We start from the raw sequence: 20,758 nt of genomic DNA on the forward strand, positions 1-20,758 counted from the left end.
GCCATGACGTCGCAGACATCCGCCGTGCGCAGCTTCGACCGCGGGATGATCCTGAAGGCTGCCGCCGACGCGCTTCGCAAGCTTTCGCCGCGGCTGCAGCTGCGCAACCCGGTGATGCTGGTGGTGTACGTGTGCAGCGTGCTGACCACCTTGCTCTGGGGCCAGGCGCTGGCCGGCCGCGGCGAGGCGCCTGCCGCCTTCATCTTCTGGATCGGTCTGTGGTTGTGGTTCACCCTGCTGTTCGCCAACTTTGCCGAGGCGCTGGCCGAAGGACGCGGCAAGGCGCAGGCGCAGGCCTTGCGCAGCTCGCGCCGGGACGTACTCGCGCGGAAGCTCTCGGCGCCGGAGCGCACGGCCTTCGCCAGCTACGTGCCGTCGAACGAGCTGCGCACGGGCCACCATGTGCTGATCGAGGCGGGCGAAGTCGTTCCGGGCGACGGGGAGGTGGTCGTAGGCGCGGCCAGCGTGGACGAGAGCGCCATCACCGGCGAGTCGGCGCCGGTGATCCGCGAGTCGGGCGGCGACCGCAGCGCGGTCACCGGCGGCACCCGCGTGCTGTCGGACTGGCTGGTGGTGCGCATCACCCGCAACCCGGGCGAGAGCTTCCTGGACCGCATGATCGCGATGGTCGAGGGCGCCTCGCGGCGCAAGACGCCCAACGAGATCGCGCTGACCATCCTGCTGGCCAAGTTCACGCTGATCTTCCTGCTCGCCTGCGCCACCCTGCTGCCGTACTCGATCTATAGCGTGCACATCTCCGGCGCGGGCCGGCCGATCACGCTGACAGTGCTGGTGGCGTTGCTGGTGTGCCTGATCCCCACCACCATCGGCGCGCTGCTCTCGGCGATCGGCATCGCCGGCATGGACCGGATGATCCGCGCCAACGTGATCGCCACTTCCGGCCGCGCGGTGGAGGCCGCCGGTGACGTGGACGTGCTGTTGCTGGACAAGACCGGCACGATCACCCTGGGCAACCGGCAGGCAGTCGCGTTCCACCCGGCGCCGGGCGTGGACGAACGCGCGCTGGCCGAGGCGGCGCAGCTGGCCTCGCTTGCCGACGAGACGCCTGAAGGCCGCAGCATCGTGGTACTGGCCAAGGAACGCTTCGGCCTGCGCGAACATTCGCTGGAAGCGTTGCAGGCGCAGTTCGTGCCGTTCACCGCACAGACCCGGATGAGCGGCGTGGACACCGGCGGCCGGCAGATCCGCAAGGGCGCGGTGGACGCGCTCGAACGCCATCTGCAGGCCCAGGGCAGCGAGCTGCTGCCGCCGGTCAGGCGCGCGGCCGAAGAGGTGGCCCGCCGGGGCGCCACGCCGCTGGTGGTGGTGGATGGCGCGGCCAGCCTGGGCGTCATCGAGCTGAAGGACATCGTCAAGGGCGGCATCAAGGAGCGCTTCGCGCAGCTGCGCAGGATGGGCATCAAGACCGTCATGATCACCGGCGACAACCCGCTCACCGCGGCGGCCATCGCCGCCGAGGCCGGCGTGGACGACTTCCTGGCCGAGGCCACGCCGGAGGCGAAGCTGAAGCTGATCCGCCAGATCCAGGCGGAGAACCGCCTGGTCGCGATGTGCGGCGACGGCACCAACGATGCACCGGCGCTGGCGCAGGCGGACGTCGCGGTGGCCATGAACACCGGCACGCAGGCGGCGAAGGAGGCCGGCAACATGGTCGACCTGGATTCCAACCCGACCAAGCTGATCGAAGTGGTGGAGATCGGCAAGCAGATGCTGATCACGCGTGGCGCGTTGACTACGTTCTCGATCGCCAACGACATCGCCAAGTACTTCGCGATCATCCCGGCCGCGTTCGCCACCACTTATCCCGCGCTGGACGCGCTCAATCTGATGCGCCTGGCGACGCCGCAGAGCGCGGTTCTCTCGGCGGTGATCTTCAACGCGCTGATCATCGTCGCCTTGATCCCGCTGGCGCTGAAGGGCGTCAAGTACCGCCCGCTGGGTGCCGGCGCGCTGCTGCGGCGGAACCTGCTGATCTACGGGCTGGGCGGCGTGATCGCGCCCTTCGTCGGCATCAAGCTCATCGACCTGCTGCTGGTTCTGGGCGGTCTTGCATGATCCGGCTGCGACGCCGCGGCGATGGCCGCGGTCGGCCGATACACACTCAGGAACGACCCATGATGCAAAGGAACAGTCTTCCGGTTGTGGTCCTGTTCGCGATGGCATTGCCGGGCACGGCGCTGGCATCGGCCGGACCGTCGGGTTCGGGCCTGCAGGGCAGCGCACCGGCGCCTGCCGGGAACCTCGGCTGCCCGCAGGGATTCCTGACGCGTCTGCAGGCCGCCTACCGAGAAGATGCGCGCCCGGCCGATCCGAACGCGGCCGAACCGCCGCGCCGGGCGATGGCTTCTCCGCTCGATTCGCCGCCTTTTCCCAACGGCGAGTGGCAGCTCGGCGGCGTGGCCGCGCCCATCGGCGTGCCGGTGGCGTATGGCCCATATCCGCTGCAGAAAGCGCTGTCGTGCACCCGGCTCGGTGCCTGGATGCAGCGCAAGCGCATCGAGGTCAACGGCTGGATCAACCCTTCGGTCAACCTGAGCTCGTCGAGCTTCAGCAACTACCCGCTGGCCTATGCGACGCGCCCCAATCGCGCGGAGTTCGACCAGCTGGTGTTCAACATCACGCGCGTCGAAGACACCGTGCAACAAGACCACGTGGATTGGGGCTTCAACCTTTCCACGCTGTACGGCTACGACTACCACTACACCGTCACCAAGGGCGTCTTCAGCGGCCAGCTGCTGGACCATCCGGACCCGAGCCAACCCTTGCCGGGCAAGGTCTACGGTATCGACCCGATGCTGTTCTACGTCGATCTGTACCTGCCGGCGATCGCGCAGGGCATGGTGATCCGCGTGGGGCGCTACCTGTCGTTGCCGGACATCGAGGCGCAATTCTCGCCGCAGAACTACCTGGTCACGCATTCGATCCTGTACACGGTCGATCCATATACCCAGACCGGCATCCTGACCACCACGCGGCTGGGAAGGCAGTGGACGCTGCAACTGGGCCTCAACGCCGGCAACGACACCGCGCCCTGGAACCGTTCGGCACGCCCCACGCTGCAGGCTTGCGTGCGCTGGGTATCGGCAAGCGGCAACGACATGCTTTATCCGTGCCTCAACAGCTGGAACACCTTCGATTACAACTACAACAACGTGCAGATGTACGTGGCGACCTGGGGCCACCGCTTCAGTGCGCACGTGCACACGCAGACCGAGGCCTACTACATGTATGGCCGCAACATCGCCGGCTTCGGTCCCGGCGGCGAGCCCGGTGTGCCGGGCTCCTCGCCCTATCCGGGCAAGGCGGCCGAGTACGGCGTGGTCAATTACCTCAACGTCGAAATGGACTCGCGCAACATGCTGTCGTTCCGCAACGAGTTCTACGACGACACCAAAGGCCAGCGTACAGGCTACGCCACGCGATACAGCAGCCATACGCTGGGGCTCACGCACTGGGTTTCATCGGATATCGAGATCCGACCGGAGCTGCGCTACGAGCGCTCCTACGAGGCGAATGCCTACGACGGCGGCAAGAAGAAACACCAGCTCATCGCGCTGGTGGATGCCATCGTGCACTTCTGAGGGTACGGTCATGGGCAGAACATTACGCAACGCGCTGGCCATGCTGCTGGTGATGACGCTCGTCACCGGCGTGATCTATCCGATGCTGGTGACCGGCATCGCGCAGCTGCTCTTTCCCGCACAGGCCAACGGCAGCCTGGTGCTCAAGGGCGGCAGGCCGGTCGGCTCGGCCCTGCTCGGGCAGGCGTTCACGGCGCCCGGCTATTTCTGGGGGCGCCCGTCGGCGACTCAGCCCCGTCCCTACGACGGCGCGTCCTCCGGCGGCTCGAACCTGGGGCCGGCCAATCCGGTGCTGCGGCAGGCGGTGCAGCAGCGCATCAGGCAGCTGCGTGCGGCCGATCCGGGCAATCCCGCGCCGATACCGGTGGACCTGGTGACCGCCTCCGCCAGTGGCCTGGATCCGGACATCAGTCCCGCGGCAGCGCAATACCAGGTCGCGCGCGTGGCCAGGGCGCGCGGCCTGCCGCCGGGCCAGGTGCAGGCCCTGGTCGCGGCCCACACCGCGGGCCGCCAATGGGGCATCTTCGGCGAGCGCCGCGTGAACGTGCTGGAGCTCAATCTCGCACTGGATGGGCTGCAGGCGCGCTAACGTAGGCCGTCCCCTGTCGGCGGCAGCAGCATGACCGATCCACGTCCGATTGACCCAGCTCCTACTGACCCAGCTCCGATCGGGCCAGCTCCGACTGGCACTGCGCCGAGTGCGTCGGCCCCGATGGCCCCATCGCTGGTCGACCCGCGGCAAGCGCGCGCGGATGCGCTCCTTGGCACGACGCAGGAGGCCGCGCATCGCAGGCTCAAGGTGTTCCTTGGCGCCGCCCCGGGCGTGGGCAAGACCTACGCCATGCTTTCGGCGGCGCGCGAGCTCAAGCGGCGTGGCGTCGACGTGGTGGTCGGCCTCGCGCAAACGCACGGGCGCGCCGAAACGGCGGCGCTGATGGAAGGGCTGGAAGTGCTGCCTCCGCGGGCGGTGCGCCATCGCGGGCGCGAGTTCGCCGAGTTCGATCTGGATGCCGCGCTCGAGCGCAAGCCCGCCGTGATGCTGGTGGACGAGCTCGCACACACGAACCTGCCGGGCGGGCGCCATGGGCGACGCTGGCAGGACGTCGCCGAACTGCTCGATGCGGGCATCGAGGTCTATACCGCGCTCAACGTACAGCACCTGGAAAGCCTCAATGACCAGGTGCGTCGCATCACCGGCATCACCGTGCGCGAGACCGTGCCCGACGCCTTCCTGGACCGCGCGCGCGACATCATGCTGGTCGACCTGCCGCCGCGCGAACTGATCGACCGCCTGCGGCAGGGCAAGGTCTACGTTCCCGAAACCGCGGCGGCCGCGCTGGATGCGTTCTTCTCGCCCGGCAATCTGGCGGCCCTGCGCGAATTGGCCGTCGAAACGGTCGCCAGCCATGTCGAAAGCGATCTGCGCGAGCAGATGCTGGCGCGCGGCAGCACCATGCCGGTGCGACGGCGCGTGCTGGCCGCGATCGACGGCCATGCGCAGAGCGAATACCTCGTGCGCGTCGCCCGGCGCATCGCCGAGCGGCGCGGCGCGCCGTGGAGCGTCGCCTACGTCGACACCGGGGGCGCGGCCGACGCGGTGCGGCGCGAGCGCGTGGAGTCCGCCATGCGCCTGGCGCGCCGGCTGGGCGGCGACGCCGTCATGCTGCGCGGCTACGCCGTGGCCGACGAATTGCTGGCCCACGCCGATCGCGAAGGCGTCGGACAGATCATCCTGGGCCGCACGCGCGAGCGGCCGCTCGCGCGCATGCTCGGGCGTTCCCTGACCCAGCAACTGTTGCGCCGGGGCGCGCACCTTGAACTGGCCATCGTCGCCACGCCGATGGAGCGCGCGCGGGCCCGCCGCTGGCTGGCATCCGGCGGCTGGTGGGGCGGCCGCCGCCAGTACGTGTTCGCCACGCTGGCGACGCTGGTGGCCTTCGCGCTGGCCTTCGTGGGCGACCGCTTCCTCTCGGTCGCCAACCTGTCGCTGATCTTCCTCACGGCGGTACTGGTGGTGGCGGTGCGCACCCGCATGGCGGTGGCCATCTATACGGCCATCCTGTGCTTCCTCGGCTACAACTTCTTCTTCACCCCGCCGCGCTACACGCTGGCGGTGGCGAATGCGGACGACCTGCTGGCCGTCGTGCTGTTCCTCGTCGTCGCGCTGGTGTGCGGGCGGCTGGCGACGCGGCTGGCGAGCCAGGTGGAATCGTTGCGTGCGGCGCAGCTGCGGTCGAGGGCGCTGCTGGACCTGGGGCACCAGCTTTCCGTCAGCACCGATGCGCAGGCCGTGCGCCAGGTGGGCGCACAGGCGCTGGCGCGGGCGCTGGGCGTGCGCGCCGCCATCCTGGCTCGCGGGCCGTCCCAACAGCTGGAGCCGGCCGCGTCGTCGCCGCCGGGACTGGAATTGTCCCCGCGGGACCTGGCGGCGGCCGATTGGAGCGATCGGCACGCGCAGCCGGCCGGGCGCTACACCGACACCATCAACGCAGCCAGTTGCTGGACCTTGCCGCTGGGCGGCGAGGACAACCCGCTGGGCGTGGCGGCACTGCGCTTCGACCACGGCGCGGGCGAGCCTGACCCGGACCAGCGCAGCCTGGCCCTGGCGATGGCGCAGGACATCGGCTTCGCGCTCGAACGCGCGCGGCTGGCCGAGGCGCTGGAAGGTGCCCGCGTGCAGGGCGAGACCGAGCGGCTGCGCAGCGCGCTGCTTTCGTCCGTATCCCACGACCTGCGCTCGCCGCTGGCCTCCATGATCGGTTCGGCCGGCACGCTGGCCAGCTACGACGAGCAGCTGCCGCGCGAGGAGCGGCGCCAGCTGCTGGAGGCGATCCTGGCCGAGGGCCAGCGCCTGGACCGCTACATCCAGAATCTCCTGGACATGACCCGCCTGGGCCACGGCACGCTCAAGCTCAACCGCGACTGGGTCGACGCGGGCGAGATCGTGGGTGCGGCGGTCGCGCGCCTGCGCAAGCTGTTCCCCGGCGTGACGGTGGACATCGCCGGTCCCGAGGACACCGTGCTGCTGTACGTGCATCCGGCGCTGGTGGAGCAGGCCCTGTTCAACATCCTGGAGAACGCCGCGCGGTTCTCGCCGCCCGGCGCGCCGGTCCGTGTCAGCGTGCGCCGCGTGGGCGGACAGCTGCTGATCGACGTGGTGGACCAGGGCCCCGGCATTCCCGAGGAAGAGCGCGCCCGCATCTTCGACATGTTCTACTCGGTGGCGCGCGGCGACCGCGCGCCACAGGGCACCGGCCTGGGCCTGGCGATCTGCCGCGGCATGGTCGGCGCCCACGGCGGCAGCGTGGAAGCCTTGCCCGGCCAGGGCGCAGGCACGACCATCCGCGTCTCCCTGCCGCTGCCACCTGCGCCCGATACCGACCCATGAGCAACGCGCCGCGTGTACTGGTGATCGACGACGAGGTGCAGATCCGCCGCTTCCTCGACATCGGCCTGCGCGCCGAGGGCTACCAGGTATCGCTCGCGGCCACCGCCGCCGAAGGCCTGGCGCTGGCGGCCACGCACCCGCCGGACGTGGTGATCCTGGACCTGGGCCTGCCCGACCGCGAGGGCCACGAGGTGCTCGCCGAGCTGCGCCAGTGGAGCCAGGTGCCGGTGCTGATGCTTTCCGTGCGCGAGGCGGAACACGAGAAGGTGCGCGCGCTCGATGCCGGCGCCAACGACTACATGACCAAGCCGTTCGGCATCCAGGAGCTGATGGCGCGCCTGCGCGCGCTGCTGCGGGGCCGTGTCGGGGCTTCCGCCGAGCGCGCGCCGCACTACGACGACGGCCGCCTCGCGGTGGACCTGCTGCGCCGCGAGGTCAGCCTGGACGGCCAGCCGGTCGCGCTGACCCGCAAGGAGTACGCCGTGCTGTCGATGCTGCTGCGCTATTCAGGCCGCGTGGTGAGCCAGCAGCAGTTGCTGCGCGACATCTGGGGCGCGACCCACGTGCAGGACACGCACTACCTGCGCATCGTCGTCGCCAAGCTGCGCCAGAAACTGGGCGACGACCCGGCCGCGCCGCGCTGGCTGAAGACCGAGCCGGGAGTGGGCTACCGCTTCCTGGAGGGCGACGCCGGCCGCGGTGACGGCCGGCATCGCCCGGACCAGGGCGCCTAGTTCGCCGCCGGCGGCGTATCGGTCTGGTACATCGACGGATCGAGCGCGGCGTAGACCACCTTGCTGCCGTTCTGCTGGCCGCCGTAGAAGGACCCCGCGCCCAGCGCGCCGCTGGTGTACTGCTGGCTCAGCGCGCCGGAGCCGAAGCTGATCGGACTGTTGGCGTTGGTGGTGACGGTGTGGCCGCCCAGGTTGAGCGCGTTGGCGGTGATGAATTCGATGCCGCCGTCGCTGGCCGTGCTGCCCGGCAGCACGTTGCTGAAGTTGCCGCCCAGCGTGATGGTGCCGTTGCCCAGCGTCGCCGGCGCGGCCGTGCCGTCAGCGTTCTTGCCTACGGTGCCGAGATAGACATAGCCGGGCCAGTAGAAGTTGTTCGTGCCGGTGGCGATGTTGCCCGAGGCCTGTAGTACCAGGTGCGTGTTGGGGAGGCCCGAGGAAACGGCGGCCGATCCGTTGCCGTAGATCGCCGGCGACCTGGTGTAGCCCGGCGGCACCAGCAGGACACTGCCGTTGACCAGCAGGTTCACCGAGCCGGCGGCCTTGTTGTAGGTCACCGGCTTGAGCGAGAGCTGCAGCGGCGCCCGCACGGAGCGGGCCGACAGATAGGCGTAGCGGAAGTCGGTGCCGGCCGAAGGCAGCGCGCCGACGGTGCCGGTGAAGGCGACGGTCAGGCGCGGGTCGGTGCCGGTGAAGTTCAGGTTGCCGCCCGCTCCGCTGTAGACGCTGCTGAGCGGCTGGCCCGAGTCGCCCAGGTAGATCCAGCCGGCGGACAGCGTGCCGTTGAGCAGCACGTTGGGATTGACCACGCGGCCGTCGGTGGGCAGGACGGTGTAGGTCGGCCCCTTGATGCTGACCAGATGGGCGGAAACCGTGGCGCCGCTGCCGACGGTGACCGCGTAGTCGTTGGCCATCTCGCTACCGCCGACGATGGTGATGTTGCCCGACTGCGCGCCGGTGCTGGCAACACTCATCAGGTTGCTGAGAATCTTCACCTGGCGGCCGTGCACGATCGCGCCGGTCACGTACAACGGCGTGGCCAGGGTCAGCACGCCGTCGGTCCTGAAGGTCGGGGTCGGGTCGGTGGCGTTGTAGCCACCGGAGGAGCTCACCAGCTGGCCGATGGTGTTGGTTGCCGAGAGGTCGGCCGCGTTGCTGCCATAGCCGGTCTGCACCTGGCCGCCGAGATAGACGTCCTGCCAGCCCTTGACCTGCAGCTTGGAGCCCTGCGCCAGCTGCAGCGTGCCGGTGTTGATCATGCTGCCGGTGGACGTGTTGGTGCCGCCGCCGTAGTGGCTGGCTCGGTTGGCGTCGATGGTCATCTGGCCGTAGCTGGTGAGCGTGCCGCTGTTGGTGATCGAGTAGTACGCGCCTGGTTGCCAGTTCTTGTCCGAGGAAGTGCTGAGGCCCACCACGCCCCTGATGTTGCCGGTGTTGTTGATGCTGCCGTCGATCACGTTGATCAGCTGGGCGCCGGTGATGGTGCCGTTGTTGACCAGGTTGCCGCCGCCCTGCACGGTGATGCCGTGCAGCGTGTTGAAGGTGCCGTCGTTGGTGAGCGAGGTGAAGGTGGTGGACACCGTGCTGGTCAGCGTGCCCTGGTTCCACATCGCGCCGTTGGTGGTGGGGATGGTCAGCTTGCCCTGGTTGGTGAACAGTCCGGCCACGCTGTAGTTGCCCAGCACCAGCGTGCCGGTGTTCAGGGCGGAGCCGCCCGAGCCGAAGCCGCCGAGGGTGCGGCCGGAAGGCATGGCGCCGCTGGTGGTCAACGATGCGTTGGCGTTGTTCACGCCGGCAGCGCCCGCGTTGGACGAGGCCAGGCCCGCGCTCAGGCTGGTGCCGCCGCTGGTGCCGGTGAACGCGCTGAGGTCCACGTTGACGTTGCCGCCGCCGGCGATCAGCACGCTGGTGCCGCTGATGCTGGCGCCCTTGAGCACGGTGACGTCGCCGCCCGTGCCGGTATAGGCGATCGAGCCGGCGGTGCCGCCGAAATCGCTGCCCGTACCCGACAGCGTGGTGTTGCCGATCAGGCCCACGCTCGCGGTGGAGGAGATCTTCGCGCCGGCGCCGACGATGATGCCGTTGGCATTGGCCACGAAGATGCTGGTGCCGTTGCCGACCAGCTGGCCGTAGATCTGCGAGGGATTGCCGCTGCTGTCGATGTTGAGTACGGCGGCGCCGTGGCCGCCGGTACCGTCGTTGAAGGTCAGCTGCGAACCAGGGCCCAGGTTGAAGCCCGCGGGGCTCGTCGGATTGATGGGGCCGCCCGAACCCCAATTGATCACGGCATTGGCGCCGGACGTGTCGCTGGCGTTGCCGATCACGATGGTCTGCGTGCCGACGCCGGCCGTTCCTGCCGACACGTGGCCGCTGACGATGGTGCCCTGGCCTGGCATCTGGCCCTGGCTCACATTGGCGCGGGCCGGCGAGGAGGCGAGGGCAAGCGAAACCGCAGCGGCCAAGGCGGCCACAGTAAAGCCATTGATCCTGTGCATGAAGGAAACCCTCGAATGAAGTTGGGTGGGTGTTGTGGGTACTGCGCGCGGCAGGCTACGCATGCGTTCGTAGCGGACTCGTGAGTGGCGCGGACCCGGGTGGCCGCACAATTTTCTTGTCGTGGCGGCGTGAAGTGCCGCGCGGTCAGATCCCCAGTTGCAGATAGAAGAACGCATGCGCCCGCTGCCGCCGGCGCTGTTCGGGCGACACGCGCGAGCTGTCCAGCGGATGGGCGTAGGCGAGCAGGGCATGGGCGCCCAGGCCAGGCAGGTCCAGTCCGACGCTGGCGCCGGCATCGCTGAGCCGCTGCCAGCCCTGGCCGGCGTCGACGTGATAGCGCGCCGCGCCATGTTCGGCGAACACGGCCGGTTGCAGCTTCAATGCGCCCAGTCGCCACGCCGGCGCCTGCAAGGTGAGGCGGCCCTGGTAGCCGCGGTCGCCCACCAGCGTGCCGGGCAGCCAGGCGGACAGCGCGTTCCAGCCGCCGAGCACCCATTGCTCGTAGGACGGCAGGGTCTTGGGCGAGGTCTGCGCACCGAGGTCCAACTGCACGGTGTAGCCACCCGCCAGCGCCTGCTCCACGCCGGCGCGCGCGGTGTAGATGGTGAAGTGTTCGGCGGCGGTGCCGGGACCGCCGCCGAGGCCCCGGCTCGAGCCCAGGCCACCGAACTTCAGCCCGCCGCCGAGGTTGATCGTCGCGTTGCGGCCGGCAAGTCCGCCCATGCGCCAGGAGGCTTGCGTGCCCAGGTCGAACACGTCGTAGCGTTGATCGCGCAATGCGAAGGCGCCGTCGAATACGGTCTGGCGATCGCGGACGCGATGCAGACCCTCGGCCAGCGTCCAGCGGCGCGTATCGTCGGCGAACAGCAGCTGCGTGGCGCCGGCGCCGTACACCTTCACCGTGCCGCCCGGATCCAGCGGTGCGAAGGCGACGCCCAGGCGGTAGCGGGTAGTGCTGCCGTCGAGCTGGAACCAGCCGGCCGGCGTGACCTTGGAGAGGGTCGCGCCGGTCGCCGCGTAGTAGGCGCCGCGGCTGTCCTGGTCGATGCCGGTCAGGGCGCGGGTGTGGGTGGCCTGCAGCGTATAGCCGTGGCCCTGCAGTTGGCCCTGCACCTGCGCCAGGTCGTGCCCCGCATAGCGGTTGCCGAGGTTGCCGACCGTCACGCTGCCGCTGGCGGCATGGCTGTCCTTGAGCGGCGTGGCGTCGATGCGCAGCGTACTCGCGCCGTGCTCGGTGGCCGGCTCGAAGCTGATCTTGGGCTGCTCGCCGTTGGTGGCGGCATCGGCCTGCGCCAGCAAGCTGCGACGCACCACTTCCGGCGTGCGCAGCGTATCGCGGCCGATCAGGCCGTCGAAGTAGGCCGCCAGTTCCGGCGGCCCCTCCACGTGCGCGAGCCGCCCCTGCGTTACTCCGATCCGTACCTCGTGCCCCTGCACGCCGGCGACCACCGCCACCAGAAAGTAGCCCTTGTCCGTATACGCACGCCTGAGCGCGGCGACGGCCGCTTCCGGCGTGTCGGCAGCAAGCAGTACGGAACGGATCTCGGCGTCGCCGAGCAAGGTGTTGCCATCGACCGTGTAGCGGTAGCCGTGGCTCTGCAGCGCCAGCGGAGCCTGTCGCGCCGCAAGCTCGGCGGACGCAGGAACGTGGGCGGGAAGGGCAGGCATCGCGAACATGGAAGCTCCGGTGGTCCGTTTCGTGGGGGCCGGAATGTCCGTGACACCGGCGAGGCGCGGATTTAGCCAGCCGACATGTGTGCAAAACGCGTAGAGGCGCGGCGCCATGTGCCGCAGCCGCGCCGCTTGCGCACGGTTTTGGCGTGTCGCCATGGCGTGAACGCGGCGAGGCTTCAAAACGCAAGAGCCCCGCATCGGCGGGGCTCTTGCTGTCCAGATGACCGGTGGATCAGGAGACGTTCGGTTCGCTGAAAGCCTCGATGTCTTCCTTGAAGTCGTTGATCGGCACGCAGCTGCAGAACACGTTCTTGTCCCCGTAGATGTTGTCCACCCGGGCCACCGGCGACCAGTACTTCTGCAGCTTCAGGCTGGGCAGCGGGAAGGCGGCCAGTTCGCGCGGGTAGGCGTGGGTCCACTCGCTGGCCGACACCTGGGTGGCGGTGTGCGGGGCATGCTTGAGCGGGTTGTCCTCGCGGTCCAGGCGGCCGTCTTCCACCGCGCGGATCTCGTCGCGGATCTGGATCATCGCGTCGATGAAGCGGTCCAGCTCCTGCTGCGATTCGCTCTCGGTCGGCTCGACCATCAGCGTGCCGGCGACCGGGAAGCTCAGCGTCGGAGCGTGGAAGCCGAAGTCGATCAGGCGCTTGGCCACGTCCTCGGCGCTGATGCCGGTGCTGTCTTTGAGCGGGCGCAGGTCCAGGATGCACTCGTGCGCCACCAGCCCGTTGCGGCCGGTGTAGAGCGTCTCGTAATGATCGGCCAGGCGCTTGGCGATGTAGTTGGCGTTGAGCAGCGCGACCTGGGTGGCGCGGCGCAGGCCTTCGCGGCCCATCAGCGTGATGTACATCCAGCTGATCGGCAGGATGCTCGCACTGCCGAAATTGGCGGCCGCCACCATGCCGACCGGGCTGTCCTCGGCCAGCTTTCCAGGCAGAAAGGGGGCCAGGTGCGACTTGACGGCGCACGGGCCCACGCCGGGGCCGCCGCCGCCGTGCGGGATGCAGAAGGTCTTGTGCAGGTTCAGATGCGACACGTCCGAGCCCCACTTGCCGGGCTTGGCCACGCCCACCAGCGCGTTCATGTTGGCGCCGTCGGTGTAAACCTGGCCGCCGTGCTGGTGGACGATGTCGCAGATGGCGACCACGTCCTCCTCGAACACGCCGTGCGTGGAGGGGTAGGTGATCATCAGCGCGGCGAGGCGGTCGGAATACTTCTCCGCGTTGCGGCGGATGTCTTCCACGTCCACGTTGCCGTTGGCGTCGCACCTGGTCACCACCACCTGCATGCCGCACATCTGCGCGGAGGCCGGGTTGGTGCCGTGGGCCGATTCGGGGATCAGGCAGATGTCGCGGTGGCCTTCGCCGCGCGAGCGGTGGTAGGCGCGGATCGCGAGCAGGCCGGCGTATTCGCCCTGCGCGCCGGAGTTGGGCTGCAGGCTCACCGCGTCATAGCCGGTGCACTCCACCAGCATCGCTTCCAGGCCGTCGATCAGCTCCTTGTAGCCCCGGGTCTGCGAGGCCGGCGCCAGCGGATGGATCTGGCCGAACTCGGGCCAGGTCACCGGGATCATCTCGGCGGTGGCGTTGAGCTTCATGGTGCACGAGCCCAGCGGGATCATCGTGCGGTCCATCGCCAGGTCCTTGTCCGCCAGCGCGCGCATGTAGCGCAGCAGTTCGTGCTCGCTGTGGTGGCTGTTGAACACCGGATGGGTGAGGAAGGCGCTCCGGCGCAGCAGCTTGACCGGCAGCGCGTCCTGGCAGACGGCATCGAGCGCATCGACGTCCGCCTTGGCGCCGAACAGGCCCGCCAGCGCCACGACGTCGTCGCGGGTGGTGGTTTCGTCCAGGCTGATGCAGACGCTCGCCTCGTCGACGCGACGCAGGTTGATGTGCGCCGCCTCGGCCTTGGCCAGGACGGCCTTGGCGTCGACGCCGGTGACGTGCAGCGTGTCGAAGAACCCGTCGCCCACCTCCACTGCGGCCTGGCGCAGCGCGGCGGCCAGGATCGCGGCCAGGCGGTGCACGCGGCGCGCGATGCGGGTCAGCCCCTCGGGACCGTGGTAGACGGCGTACATGCTCGCCATCACCGCCAGCAGCACCTGGGCGGTGCAGATGTTGGAGGTGGCCTTCTCGCGGCGGATGTGCTGCTCGCGCGTCTGCAGGGTAAGGCGGTAGGCCTTCTTGCCCTCGGTGTCGATGGAGACGCCGATCAGGCGGCCGGGCATCGAGCGCTTGTAGGCATCGCGGCAGGCCATGAACGCCGCGTGCGGGCCGCCGAAGCCGTACGGCACGCCGAAGCGCTGGGTGTTGCCGACCACGATGTCCGCGCCCCAGTCGCCGGGCGCGGCGATCAGGGTGAGCGCCAGCAGGTCGGTAGCCACGCAGACGATGCCGCCGCGCGCGTGCACCGCATCGGCCAGCGCCTTGTAGTCGCCGATGTGGCCGAAGGTGTCGGGGTACTGCAGCAGCACGCCGTAGCTGTCGACGCTGGCCGCGTCCTGGTCATTGCCCACGTGCAGTTCGATGCCCATCGCCTCGGCGCGGGTTGCGATCACTTCGAGCGTCTGCGGATGCACGCGCTCGGAAACGAAGAACACGTTGGACTTGGACTTGCCCGAGCGCTTGGCCAGCGTCATCGCCTCGGCCGCCGCGGTAGCCTCGTCCAGCAGCGAAGCGTTGGCGATCTCCATGCCGGTCAGGTCGGCGCACATGGTCTGGAAGTTGATCAGCGCCTCCATGCGGCCCTGCGAGATCTCCGCCTGGTAGGGCGTATAGGCCGTGTACCAGGCCGGGTTTTCCAGGATGTTGCGCAGGATGACGTTGGGCGTGTGCGTGCCGTAGTAGCCCTGGCCGATGAAGCTGCGGAACACCTGGTTCTTGTCGGCGATGGCGCGGATCTTGGTCAGCGCGTCGACCTCGCTCATGGCGGGCGGCAGGTCGAGCGGGCGGGAGGACTTGATCTTGCCCGGCACGATCGCGTCGGTCATCGCGTCCAGCGAGTCGTAGCCGATCGTGCGCAGCATCTGCGCGATCTCGGCGTCGTTGGGGCCGATGTGGCGCGCAATGAAGGCGTCGTGGTGTTCCAGGTCGCGCAGCGTGGGGTTCTTGGTCTGGCTCATGACGGGCGTCCGAAAGCATCGCGTGCGTGCCGCACGCGGGGCGCCCCTCTGTCCTTTTGCCTGAGAGTTTGGAAGCTACTGCTTCGTGCCCCTTCGGCGCCGGATTGAACCGGTCTCTCCAGAGTGTCTGCACGCGGCGGTATCGGGCCTGAGCGATTACGGGCGTTGCGTCTTCGGCAGCGGGCTGTTCCCCGCTTCTCCCGCCGCGTGCGAAGGGTCGATTATACAGGTGCCCACCGGTCCGCAGTGCGGTTCGGCTTGACGCGAAAGCCGGGGCCGCCCCGCTGGCTGGCGCCTGTACGATGGCGTTCTCCCATCCCTGCGGAGCATCCCGATGCCCCCGTTCCGGCTGCAGCAGATCGACCATGTGGTACTGCGCGTGCACGATCTTGCGGCGATGCAGGCGTTCTATTGCGGCGTGCTCGGCTGTACCGAGGAGCGGCGGCAGGACGCCATCGGCCTGGTGCAGCTGCGTGCCGGCGCCTCGCTGATCGACCTGGTGCCGCTGGATGGCAAGCTCGGCCGCCTGGGCGGCGCGGGGCCGGGCAGGGAGGGGCACAACATGGACCACCTGTGCCTGAGCGTGGAAGGCTACGACGAGGCGGCCATCGTCGCGCACCTTAAGGCGCACGGCGTGCGCATGGGCGACATCGGATCGCGCTACGGCGCGCAGGGCGAAGGGCCGTCGATCTACTGCTATGACCCGCAGGGCAACATGGTGGAGCTCAAAGGCCCGCCGGTCGCCGCAGTCTGAGCCCTCTCCTCTTTGGGAAGAGGGAGCAGAAGCGGGAAGCTCGTGCGTGAAAGTGGAAATGAAAAAGCCCGCCTTGCGGCGGGCTTCATCTACAATTGGTGCCCAGGAGAGGACTCGAACCTCCACGGTTTTACCCGCTAGTACCTGAAACTAGTGCGTCTACCAATTCCGCCACCTGGGCAGGTGTCGCGCGAGCCATTCGGGCTGCGCGAGCCGCGTAGAGTAGGCACCTCCCCCAAGCTTGTCAACACTTCGTTGATAGGAAATTCATCGCGATGCGCGGCATGCTGCGCGGCGCTCAAGACACAAGGACACTACGTGACCCGAAAGAAGACATCCCGCACCGGCAAGGGCGGCGATACCCGCGACACCCGCGCGCCCAAACCGCGCGCGCGCCGCGCACCGCCGACCGCCGCGACGCCCAGAGGCGGGCGCGATCCGTTCGCCGAGCGCGAGGCCCAGCGCTATGAGCGGCCGATCCCCAGCCGCGAGGCGATCCTTGCGCTGCTGGACGAGCGCGGCGAGATGCTCAGCGAGGCGCGCATCGCCGAAGGGCTGGAGTTGCACGACGAGCAGGACATCAGCGCCCTGCGCAAGCGTCTGGGTGCGATGGTCCGCGATGGGCAGTTGCTGCAGGGCCGCCGTGGCGACTACGCACCGGTGCGCAAGCTGGACCTTATTCCCGGCGTGGTGCTGGCCAATGCCGAGGGCTACGGCTTCCTGCGCCCCGACGAGGGTGGCGACGACCTGTATCTCTCGCCGCAGCAGATGCGGATGGTGATGCACGGCGACCGCGTGCTCGCCAGCGTGGTCGGCATCGATCGCCGCGGCCGTCGCCAGGGTGCCATCGCCGAAGTGCTGCAGCGCCGCTCCTCGCGGCTGGTCGGCCGGGTAGTGGTGGAAAACGGGGTGACGGTGGTCTCGCCGGACGACCGGCGCCTGCATCTGGACGTGATGATCCCGCCCGGACAAGAACAGGGCGCGCGCGCCGGGCAGATCGTGGTGGCCGAGATCACCGACCCGCCGACCCAGCATCGCGGTCCGCTGGGCCGGATCGTCTCGGTGCTGGGTGAGCGCCTGCAGCCCTCGCTGCTGGTGGAGATGGCGATCGCCAGCCACGACCTGCCGCACGAATGGCCGGCCGACGTGCTGCGCGACGCCGCGCAGGTCGAACCGGAAGTGACCGCCGCCGAGCGCGCGGGCCGCACCGACCTGCGCAAGCTGCCGCTGGTGACCATCGACGGCGCCGACGCGCGCGACTTCGACGATGCGGTGTATGCCGAGCCGCGCCGCGGCGGCGGCTGGCGGCTGGTGGTGGCGATCGCGGACGTCTCGCACTACGTCAAGGTCGGCAGCGCGCTGGACCGCGAAGCGTACGAGCGCAGCACCTCCACCTATTTCCCGGGCTTCGTGGTGCCGATGCTGCCCGAGACGCTGTCCAACGGCATCTGCTCGCTCAATCCCAAGGTCGAGCGGCTGTGCATGGTCTGCGACATGGTGGTCGACGCCGACGGCGAGGTGGTGAAGTCGAAGTTCTACGACGCGGTGATGCGCTCGCACGCGCGGCTGACCTACGACATCGTGTGGCAGGCGGTGGGCCTGCTCGATCCGGAGGCGCGCGACCAGGTCGCCGACGTGCTGCCCCAGCTCGAACACCTGCACACGCTTTACAAGGCCATGGCGGCGCAGCGCAAGCGCCGCGGCGCGATCGACTTCGAGACGCCGGAGGTGAAGTTCCGCCTGGACCAGCGCGGCGAAGTCGAGGCCATGGGCGCCACCGAGCGCAACGACGCGCACAAGCTGATCGAGGAATGCATGATCGCCGCCAACGTGCAGGCGGCCACCTTCCTAAGCAAGAAGAAGATCCCGGCGCTGTTCCGCGCGCACGAGCCGCCGCCGGCGGAGAAGTACGAGGATCTGCAGCAGTTCCTGCGCGAGTTCAAGCTGCGCATGCCGCCGGTGGAGGAGGTCACGCCCGGCGACTTCGCCGACGTCCTGCGCATGGTGCACGACCGCCCCGAGCGCGAGCTGATCCAGTCGGTGCTGTTGCGCGCGCAGAGCCTGGCCGCCTACCAGCCGGAGAACCGCGGGCACTTCGGCCTGTCGCTGGAGGCCTACGCGCACTTCACCTCGCCGATCCGCCGCTATCCGGACCTGCTGGTGCATCGCGCTATCCGCTACGCGCTGACCGGCGGCAAGCCCAAGGATTACGTCTACACGCCGGCGGAGATGGCGGCGATGGCGGTGCACTGCTCGCAGCGCGAGCGGCGCGCCGAGGAGGCCGAGCGCGATGTCGACGAGCGCTTCAAGACCGCGTGGATGTCCAAGCACGTGGGCAGCGAGTTCGACGGCGTGATCACCGGCGTCACTTCGTTCGGCCTGTTCGTGGAGCTGGACGAGTCGCGCGTGTCAGGCCTGGTGCACATCAGCCAGCTGGCCAACGACTACTACCACTTCGATCCCGTCCGCAAACTGCTCAAGGGCGAGCGCACGGGCGAGCAGTTCCGCCTGGGCGACCACGTGCGCGTGCAGGTGCTGCGCGCCAGCCTGGAGGACCGCAAGATCGATTTCCGGCTGGTGCCGCGGCGCGAGCAGGCGCCGCCGCCCAAGCCGCCGCGCAAGGCCTACGACTACGGCGCCAGCGGGGAACGCTATTCGCTACCCAGGCCGCCGTCCGGCGCGCCGGCGGCCAAGCCGCCCGGCATGTTCGGACGCGCGGCGAGGGCGGTGGGCCGGGTGTTCGGGCGCGGCGCGCCGGCGCCGTCAGAGTCGGCGGCCGGCGCCGCCGTGGGCGATAATCGCGCGCTTCGCGGGAAGGCCAAGGTAGTGTCCGAGGCGGCAGGACGGCCCGCGGTTCCGTCCGGATCCGGCCTGCCGGAACTGCGCAGCAGGGCAACCAAGACCGCTTCCGAAGCGATCGGCCGGCCGGCAATCCCGCCCGAATTCAGGTCGCCCGCCCGGAGCGACCAGGCCCGCGGCGGTCAGGCGGGCAACCGGAAGGGCGACCGCGCGAAGAGCAACCCGAGCGGGCCGGGCAGGAGCGGCGGCAAGCGCAAGGCCCTGGAGGCCGCGTCCACCGCTCCCAAGCGGCCGGGCCGGCAACGCAAACCGAAGGGCAAGGCATGAGCGAAAGCTGGATCGTCGGCATCAACCCGGTCGAGGGTGCGCTGGCCAACGATGCCTCGCGCGTGCGCGAGTTGCTGGTGGACATCGCCACCGCGCAGCGCAACACGCGCATCAAGGAGCTGATCGACCAGGCCCGTGCCCGCCACATCCCGGTGCACCACCGTCCGCGCGAGCAGTTGGACAAGCTCGCCGGGCAGGCGCGCCACCAGGGCATCGTGGCGCTGTACGAGCCGCCGCCGATGACGCACGAGGACGCGCTGGCCGGCCTGATCGAGCGCGACGGCATGGAAACGCTGGTGCTGGTGCTCGACGGCGTGACCGACCCGCACAACCTCGGCGCCTGCCTGCGCTCGGCGGCGGCGGCCAAGGCGACCGCGGTGGTGGTGCCGAAGGACCGCGCAGTCGGCCTGACGCCGGTGGTGCGCCGCGCCTCGGCCGGCGGCGCGGACCGCGTGCCGCTGGTCGCGGTGACCAACCTGGCGCGCACGCTGCGCGAGCTGAAGGACGCCGGCGTGTGGATCACCGGTCTGGCCGGTGATACTGAGACATCCGTCTACGAGGTCGACTTCCGCGGCCCGGTGGCGCTGGTGCTCGGCAGCGAAGGCGAGGGCATGCGGCGGCTCACCCGCGAGCTGTGCGATTTCGTGGCGAAGATTCCGATGCCGGGGGCGATGGAAAGCCTGAACGTCTCGGTCGCCACGGGAGTGGTGTTGTTCGAGGCGCTGCGCCAACGGGAGAAGCGATGAGCCACCTGTTCTGGTACGACTGGGCCGGCTTCATCGGCGTGCTGCTGGTGCTGCTGGCGTTCCTGCTGCTGCAGGCGCACCGGCTGCACGGCAATGGGCTGACCTACCAGTTGATGAACGTGCTCGGTGCCTTCGGCGTGACGCTCTCGCTGCTGTTCGGCAGCTTCAACGTCTCGGCGTTCGCGCTGGAGGTGGCGTGGATGGCGATCGGCATCTTCGGCATCGTGCGCGGCACGAAGCGACGGGCGACGCGGCAGGACGTGTAGGTAGCCCGCAAGGCCTGCCCTCCGTCCTTACTCGCGCCTCCGTGGCGCTCGCTCCTTCGGGGACCAAGATCCGCGCGTTCGGGCCTTCCCCCGTCACGGGAAGGTTGCCGCAGGCGGATGGGGCGGCCCGGCGTCAGTCGCCCAGCTTGGGCATCTCCGGATTCGCCGTGAAGTCCCGTTTGGTGCGCTGCTTGTCCAGCGGCTCGCCATACACCTGGAACCACAGGTTCTCGGCGATGTTGGTGGCGTGGTCGCCGATGCGCTCGATGTTCTTGGCCATGAACAGCAGGTGCGTGCAGGGCGTGATGTTGCGCGGGTCTTCCATCATGTACGTCAGCAGTTGGCGGAAGTAGCCCGTATAGGCCTCGTCCAGCTCCGCGTCGCTCTTCCATACGTTGTAGCCGCGTTCGGCGTCCTGCTCGGCATAGGCGGCCAGCACCTCGCGCACCTCCGCCGCCGCCAGCTTGGCCAGGTAGCCCAGCCCGGTGGTGGGGGCGACCGGTGCGACCATGGAGAGCGGGATCGAGCGCTTGGCCACGTTGGCCGCGTAGTCGCCCATGCGTTCGATGTCCGAGGCGATGCGCAGCGCCGCGAACACGTTGCGCAGGTCGCCGGCCATCGGCGCGCGCAGTGCCAGCAGGCGCACCACGTCATGGCTGATCTCGTGCTCCAGCGCATCGATGGCTTCGTCGTTGGCGACCACGCGTTGTGCAGCGCGGTCGTCACGCCGCTCGACCACGTCGATGGCTGCTTCCAGCTGCGTCGCCGCCAGTTCGCCCATGCGAACGATTTCGCGGGTCAGGCGTGCCAGTTCGCCGTCGTAGCTCTTGATGATGTGGTCTTTGGCGCTCATG

General features: G+C 69.2%; 13 protein-coding genes, 1 tRNA gene and 2 riboswitches. Of the genes, 9 read left to right on the forward strand and 5 right to left on the reverse strand.

What is annotated here, in order from left to right; all coding sequences use genetic code 11:
* The first annotated feature begins 3 nt into the window (after positions 1-3).
* From kdpB to VGU03_RS06205, 5 genes are all read left to right on the forward strand, one after another.
* Positions 4-2,076: a potassium-transporting ATPase subunit KdpB gene (gene kdpB / locus VGU03_RS06185; RefSeq protein WP_327479426.1), complete on the forward strand. Its 2,073-nt coding sequence runs from the start codon at positions 4-6 to the stop codon at positions 2,074-2,076.
* A gap of 59 nt (positions 2,077-2,135) precedes the next feature.
* Positions 2,136-3,602: an outer membrane beta-barrel protein gene (locus tag VGU03_RS06190; protein ID WP_327479428.1), complete on the forward strand. Its 1,467-nt coding sequence runs from the start codon at positions 2,136-2,138 to the stop codon at positions 3,600-3,602.
* 10 nt (positions 3,603-3,612) lie between these two features.
* Positions 3,613-4,191, forward strand: a complete 579-nt coding sequence (gene kdpC / locus VGU03_RS06195; protein ID WP_327479429.1) for a potassium-transporting ATPase subunit KdpC — start codon at positions 3,613-3,615, stop codon at positions 4,189-4,191.
* 135 nt (positions 4,192-4,326) lie between these two features.
* Positions 4,327-6,990, forward strand: a complete 2,664-nt coding sequence (locus tag VGU03_RS06200; protein WP_414655943.1) for an ATP-binding protein — start codon at positions 4,327-4,329, stop codon at positions 6,988-6,990.
* A complete protein-coding gene (locus tag VGU03_RS06205; protein WP_327479433.1) occupies positions 6,987-7,724 on the forward strand; it encodes a response regulator transcription factor in 738 nt (245 codons plus the stop codon). The genes VGU03_RS06200 and VGU03_RS06205 overlap by 4 nt, the downstream gene beginning before the upstream one ends.
* Here VGU03_RS06205 and VGU03_RS06210 read toward each other — a convergent pair.
* The 3 genes from VGU03_RS06210 to gcvP all read right to left on the reverse strand — a co-directional run bounded on the left by VGU03_RS06210 (position 7,721) and on the right by gcvP (position 15,012).
* Positions 7,721-10,216 carry a filamentous hemagglutinin N-terminal domain-containing protein gene (locus tag VGU03_RS06210; RefSeq protein ID WP_327479435.1) on the reverse strand — a complete coding sequence of 832 codons (2,496 nt, stop codon included), beginning with the start codon at positions 10,214-10,216 and terminating at the stop codon, positions 7,721-7,723. The two genes, VGU03_RS06205 and VGU03_RS06210, sit on opposite strands and share 4 nt — an antisense overlap.
* A gap of 145 nt (positions 10,217-10,361) precedes the next feature.
* A complete protein-coding gene (locus tag VGU03_RS06215) occupies positions 10,362-11,894 on the reverse strand; it encodes a ShlB/FhaC/HecB family hemolysin secretion/activation protein (protein ID WP_327479437.1) in 1,533 nt (510 codons plus the stop codon).
* A gap of 229 nt (positions 11,895-12,123) precedes the next feature.
* Positions 12,124-15,012: an aminomethyl-transferring glycine dehydrogenase gene (gene gcvP, locus VGU03_RS06220; RefSeq protein WP_327479439.1), complete on the reverse strand. Its 2,889-nt coding sequence runs from the start codon at positions 15,010-15,012 to the stop codon at positions 12,124-12,126.
* Between the two features lie 44 nt (positions 15,013-15,056).
* Positions 15,057-15,138, reverse strand: a riboswitch (glycine riboswitch).
* 1 nt (position 15,139) lies between these two features.
* A riboswitch (glycine riboswitch) is annotated at positions 15,140-15,225 on the reverse strand.
* Positions 15,226-15,346: 121 nt separating this feature from the next.
* On the opposite strand from gcvP, the gene VGU03_RS06225 reads away from it, so the two are divergent.
* The gene (locus VGU03_RS06225) at positions 15,347-15,766 is read left to right on the forward strand and encodes a VOC family protein (protein ID WP_327479441.1); all 420 of its coding nucleotides are present in this window, start codon (positions 15,347-15,349) and stop codon (positions 15,764-15,766) included.
* Between the two features lie 96 nt (positions 15,767-15,862).
* On the opposite strand, the gene VGU03_RS06230 is transcribed toward VGU03_RS06225, so the two are convergent.
* Positions 15,863-15,947, reverse strand: a tRNA-Leu gene (locus VGU03_RS06230).
* Positions 15,948-16,084: 137 nt separating this feature from the next.
* Between VGU03_RS06230 and rnr the strand changes: the two genes are divergently transcribed.
* From rnr to VGU03_RS06245, 3 genes are read left to right on the forward strand one after another with little or no spacing between them, the layout of a single operon-like run.
* Positions 16,085-18,892, forward strand: a complete 2,808-nt coding sequence (rnr, locus tag VGU03_RS06235) for a ribonuclease R (RefSeq protein WP_414655939.1) — start codon at positions 16,085-16,087, stop codon at positions 18,890-18,892.
* On the forward strand, positions 18,889-19,638 hold the full coding sequence (gene rlmB / locus VGU03_RS06240; RefSeq protein WP_327479443.1) for a 23S rRNA (guanosine(2251)-2'-O)-methyltransferase RlmB: 750 nt from the start codon (positions 18,889-18,891) through the stop codon (positions 19,636-19,638). The genes rnr and rlmB overlap by 4 nt, the downstream gene beginning before the upstream one ends.
* The gene (locus tag VGU03_RS06245; RefSeq protein ID WP_327479445.1) at positions 19,635-19,904 is read left to right on the forward strand and encodes a CBU_0592 family membrane protein; all 270 of its coding nucleotides are present in this window, start codon (positions 19,635-19,637) and stop codon (positions 19,902-19,904) included. Before rlmB ends, VGU03_RS06245 begins: the two co-directional genes overlap by 4 nt.
* A gap of 133 nt (positions 19,905-20,037) precedes the next feature.
* Here the strand turns inward: VGU03_RS06245 and phoU are convergent, their stop codons facing one another.
* Positions 20,038-20,757 carry a phosphate signaling complex protein PhoU gene (gene phoU / locus VGU03_RS06250; RefSeq protein WP_327479447.1) on the reverse strand — a complete coding sequence of 240 codons (720 nt, stop codon included), beginning with the start codon at positions 20,755-20,757 and terminating at the stop codon, positions 20,038-20,040.
* Position 20,758 lies beyond the last annotated feature (1 nt).

It is taken from the genome of Frateuria sp. (assembly GCF_035944355.1).
In the GTDB taxonomy this organism is placed as follows: domain Bacteria; phylum Pseudomonadota; class Gammaproteobacteria; order Xanthomonadales; family Rhodanobacteraceae; genus Frateuria_A.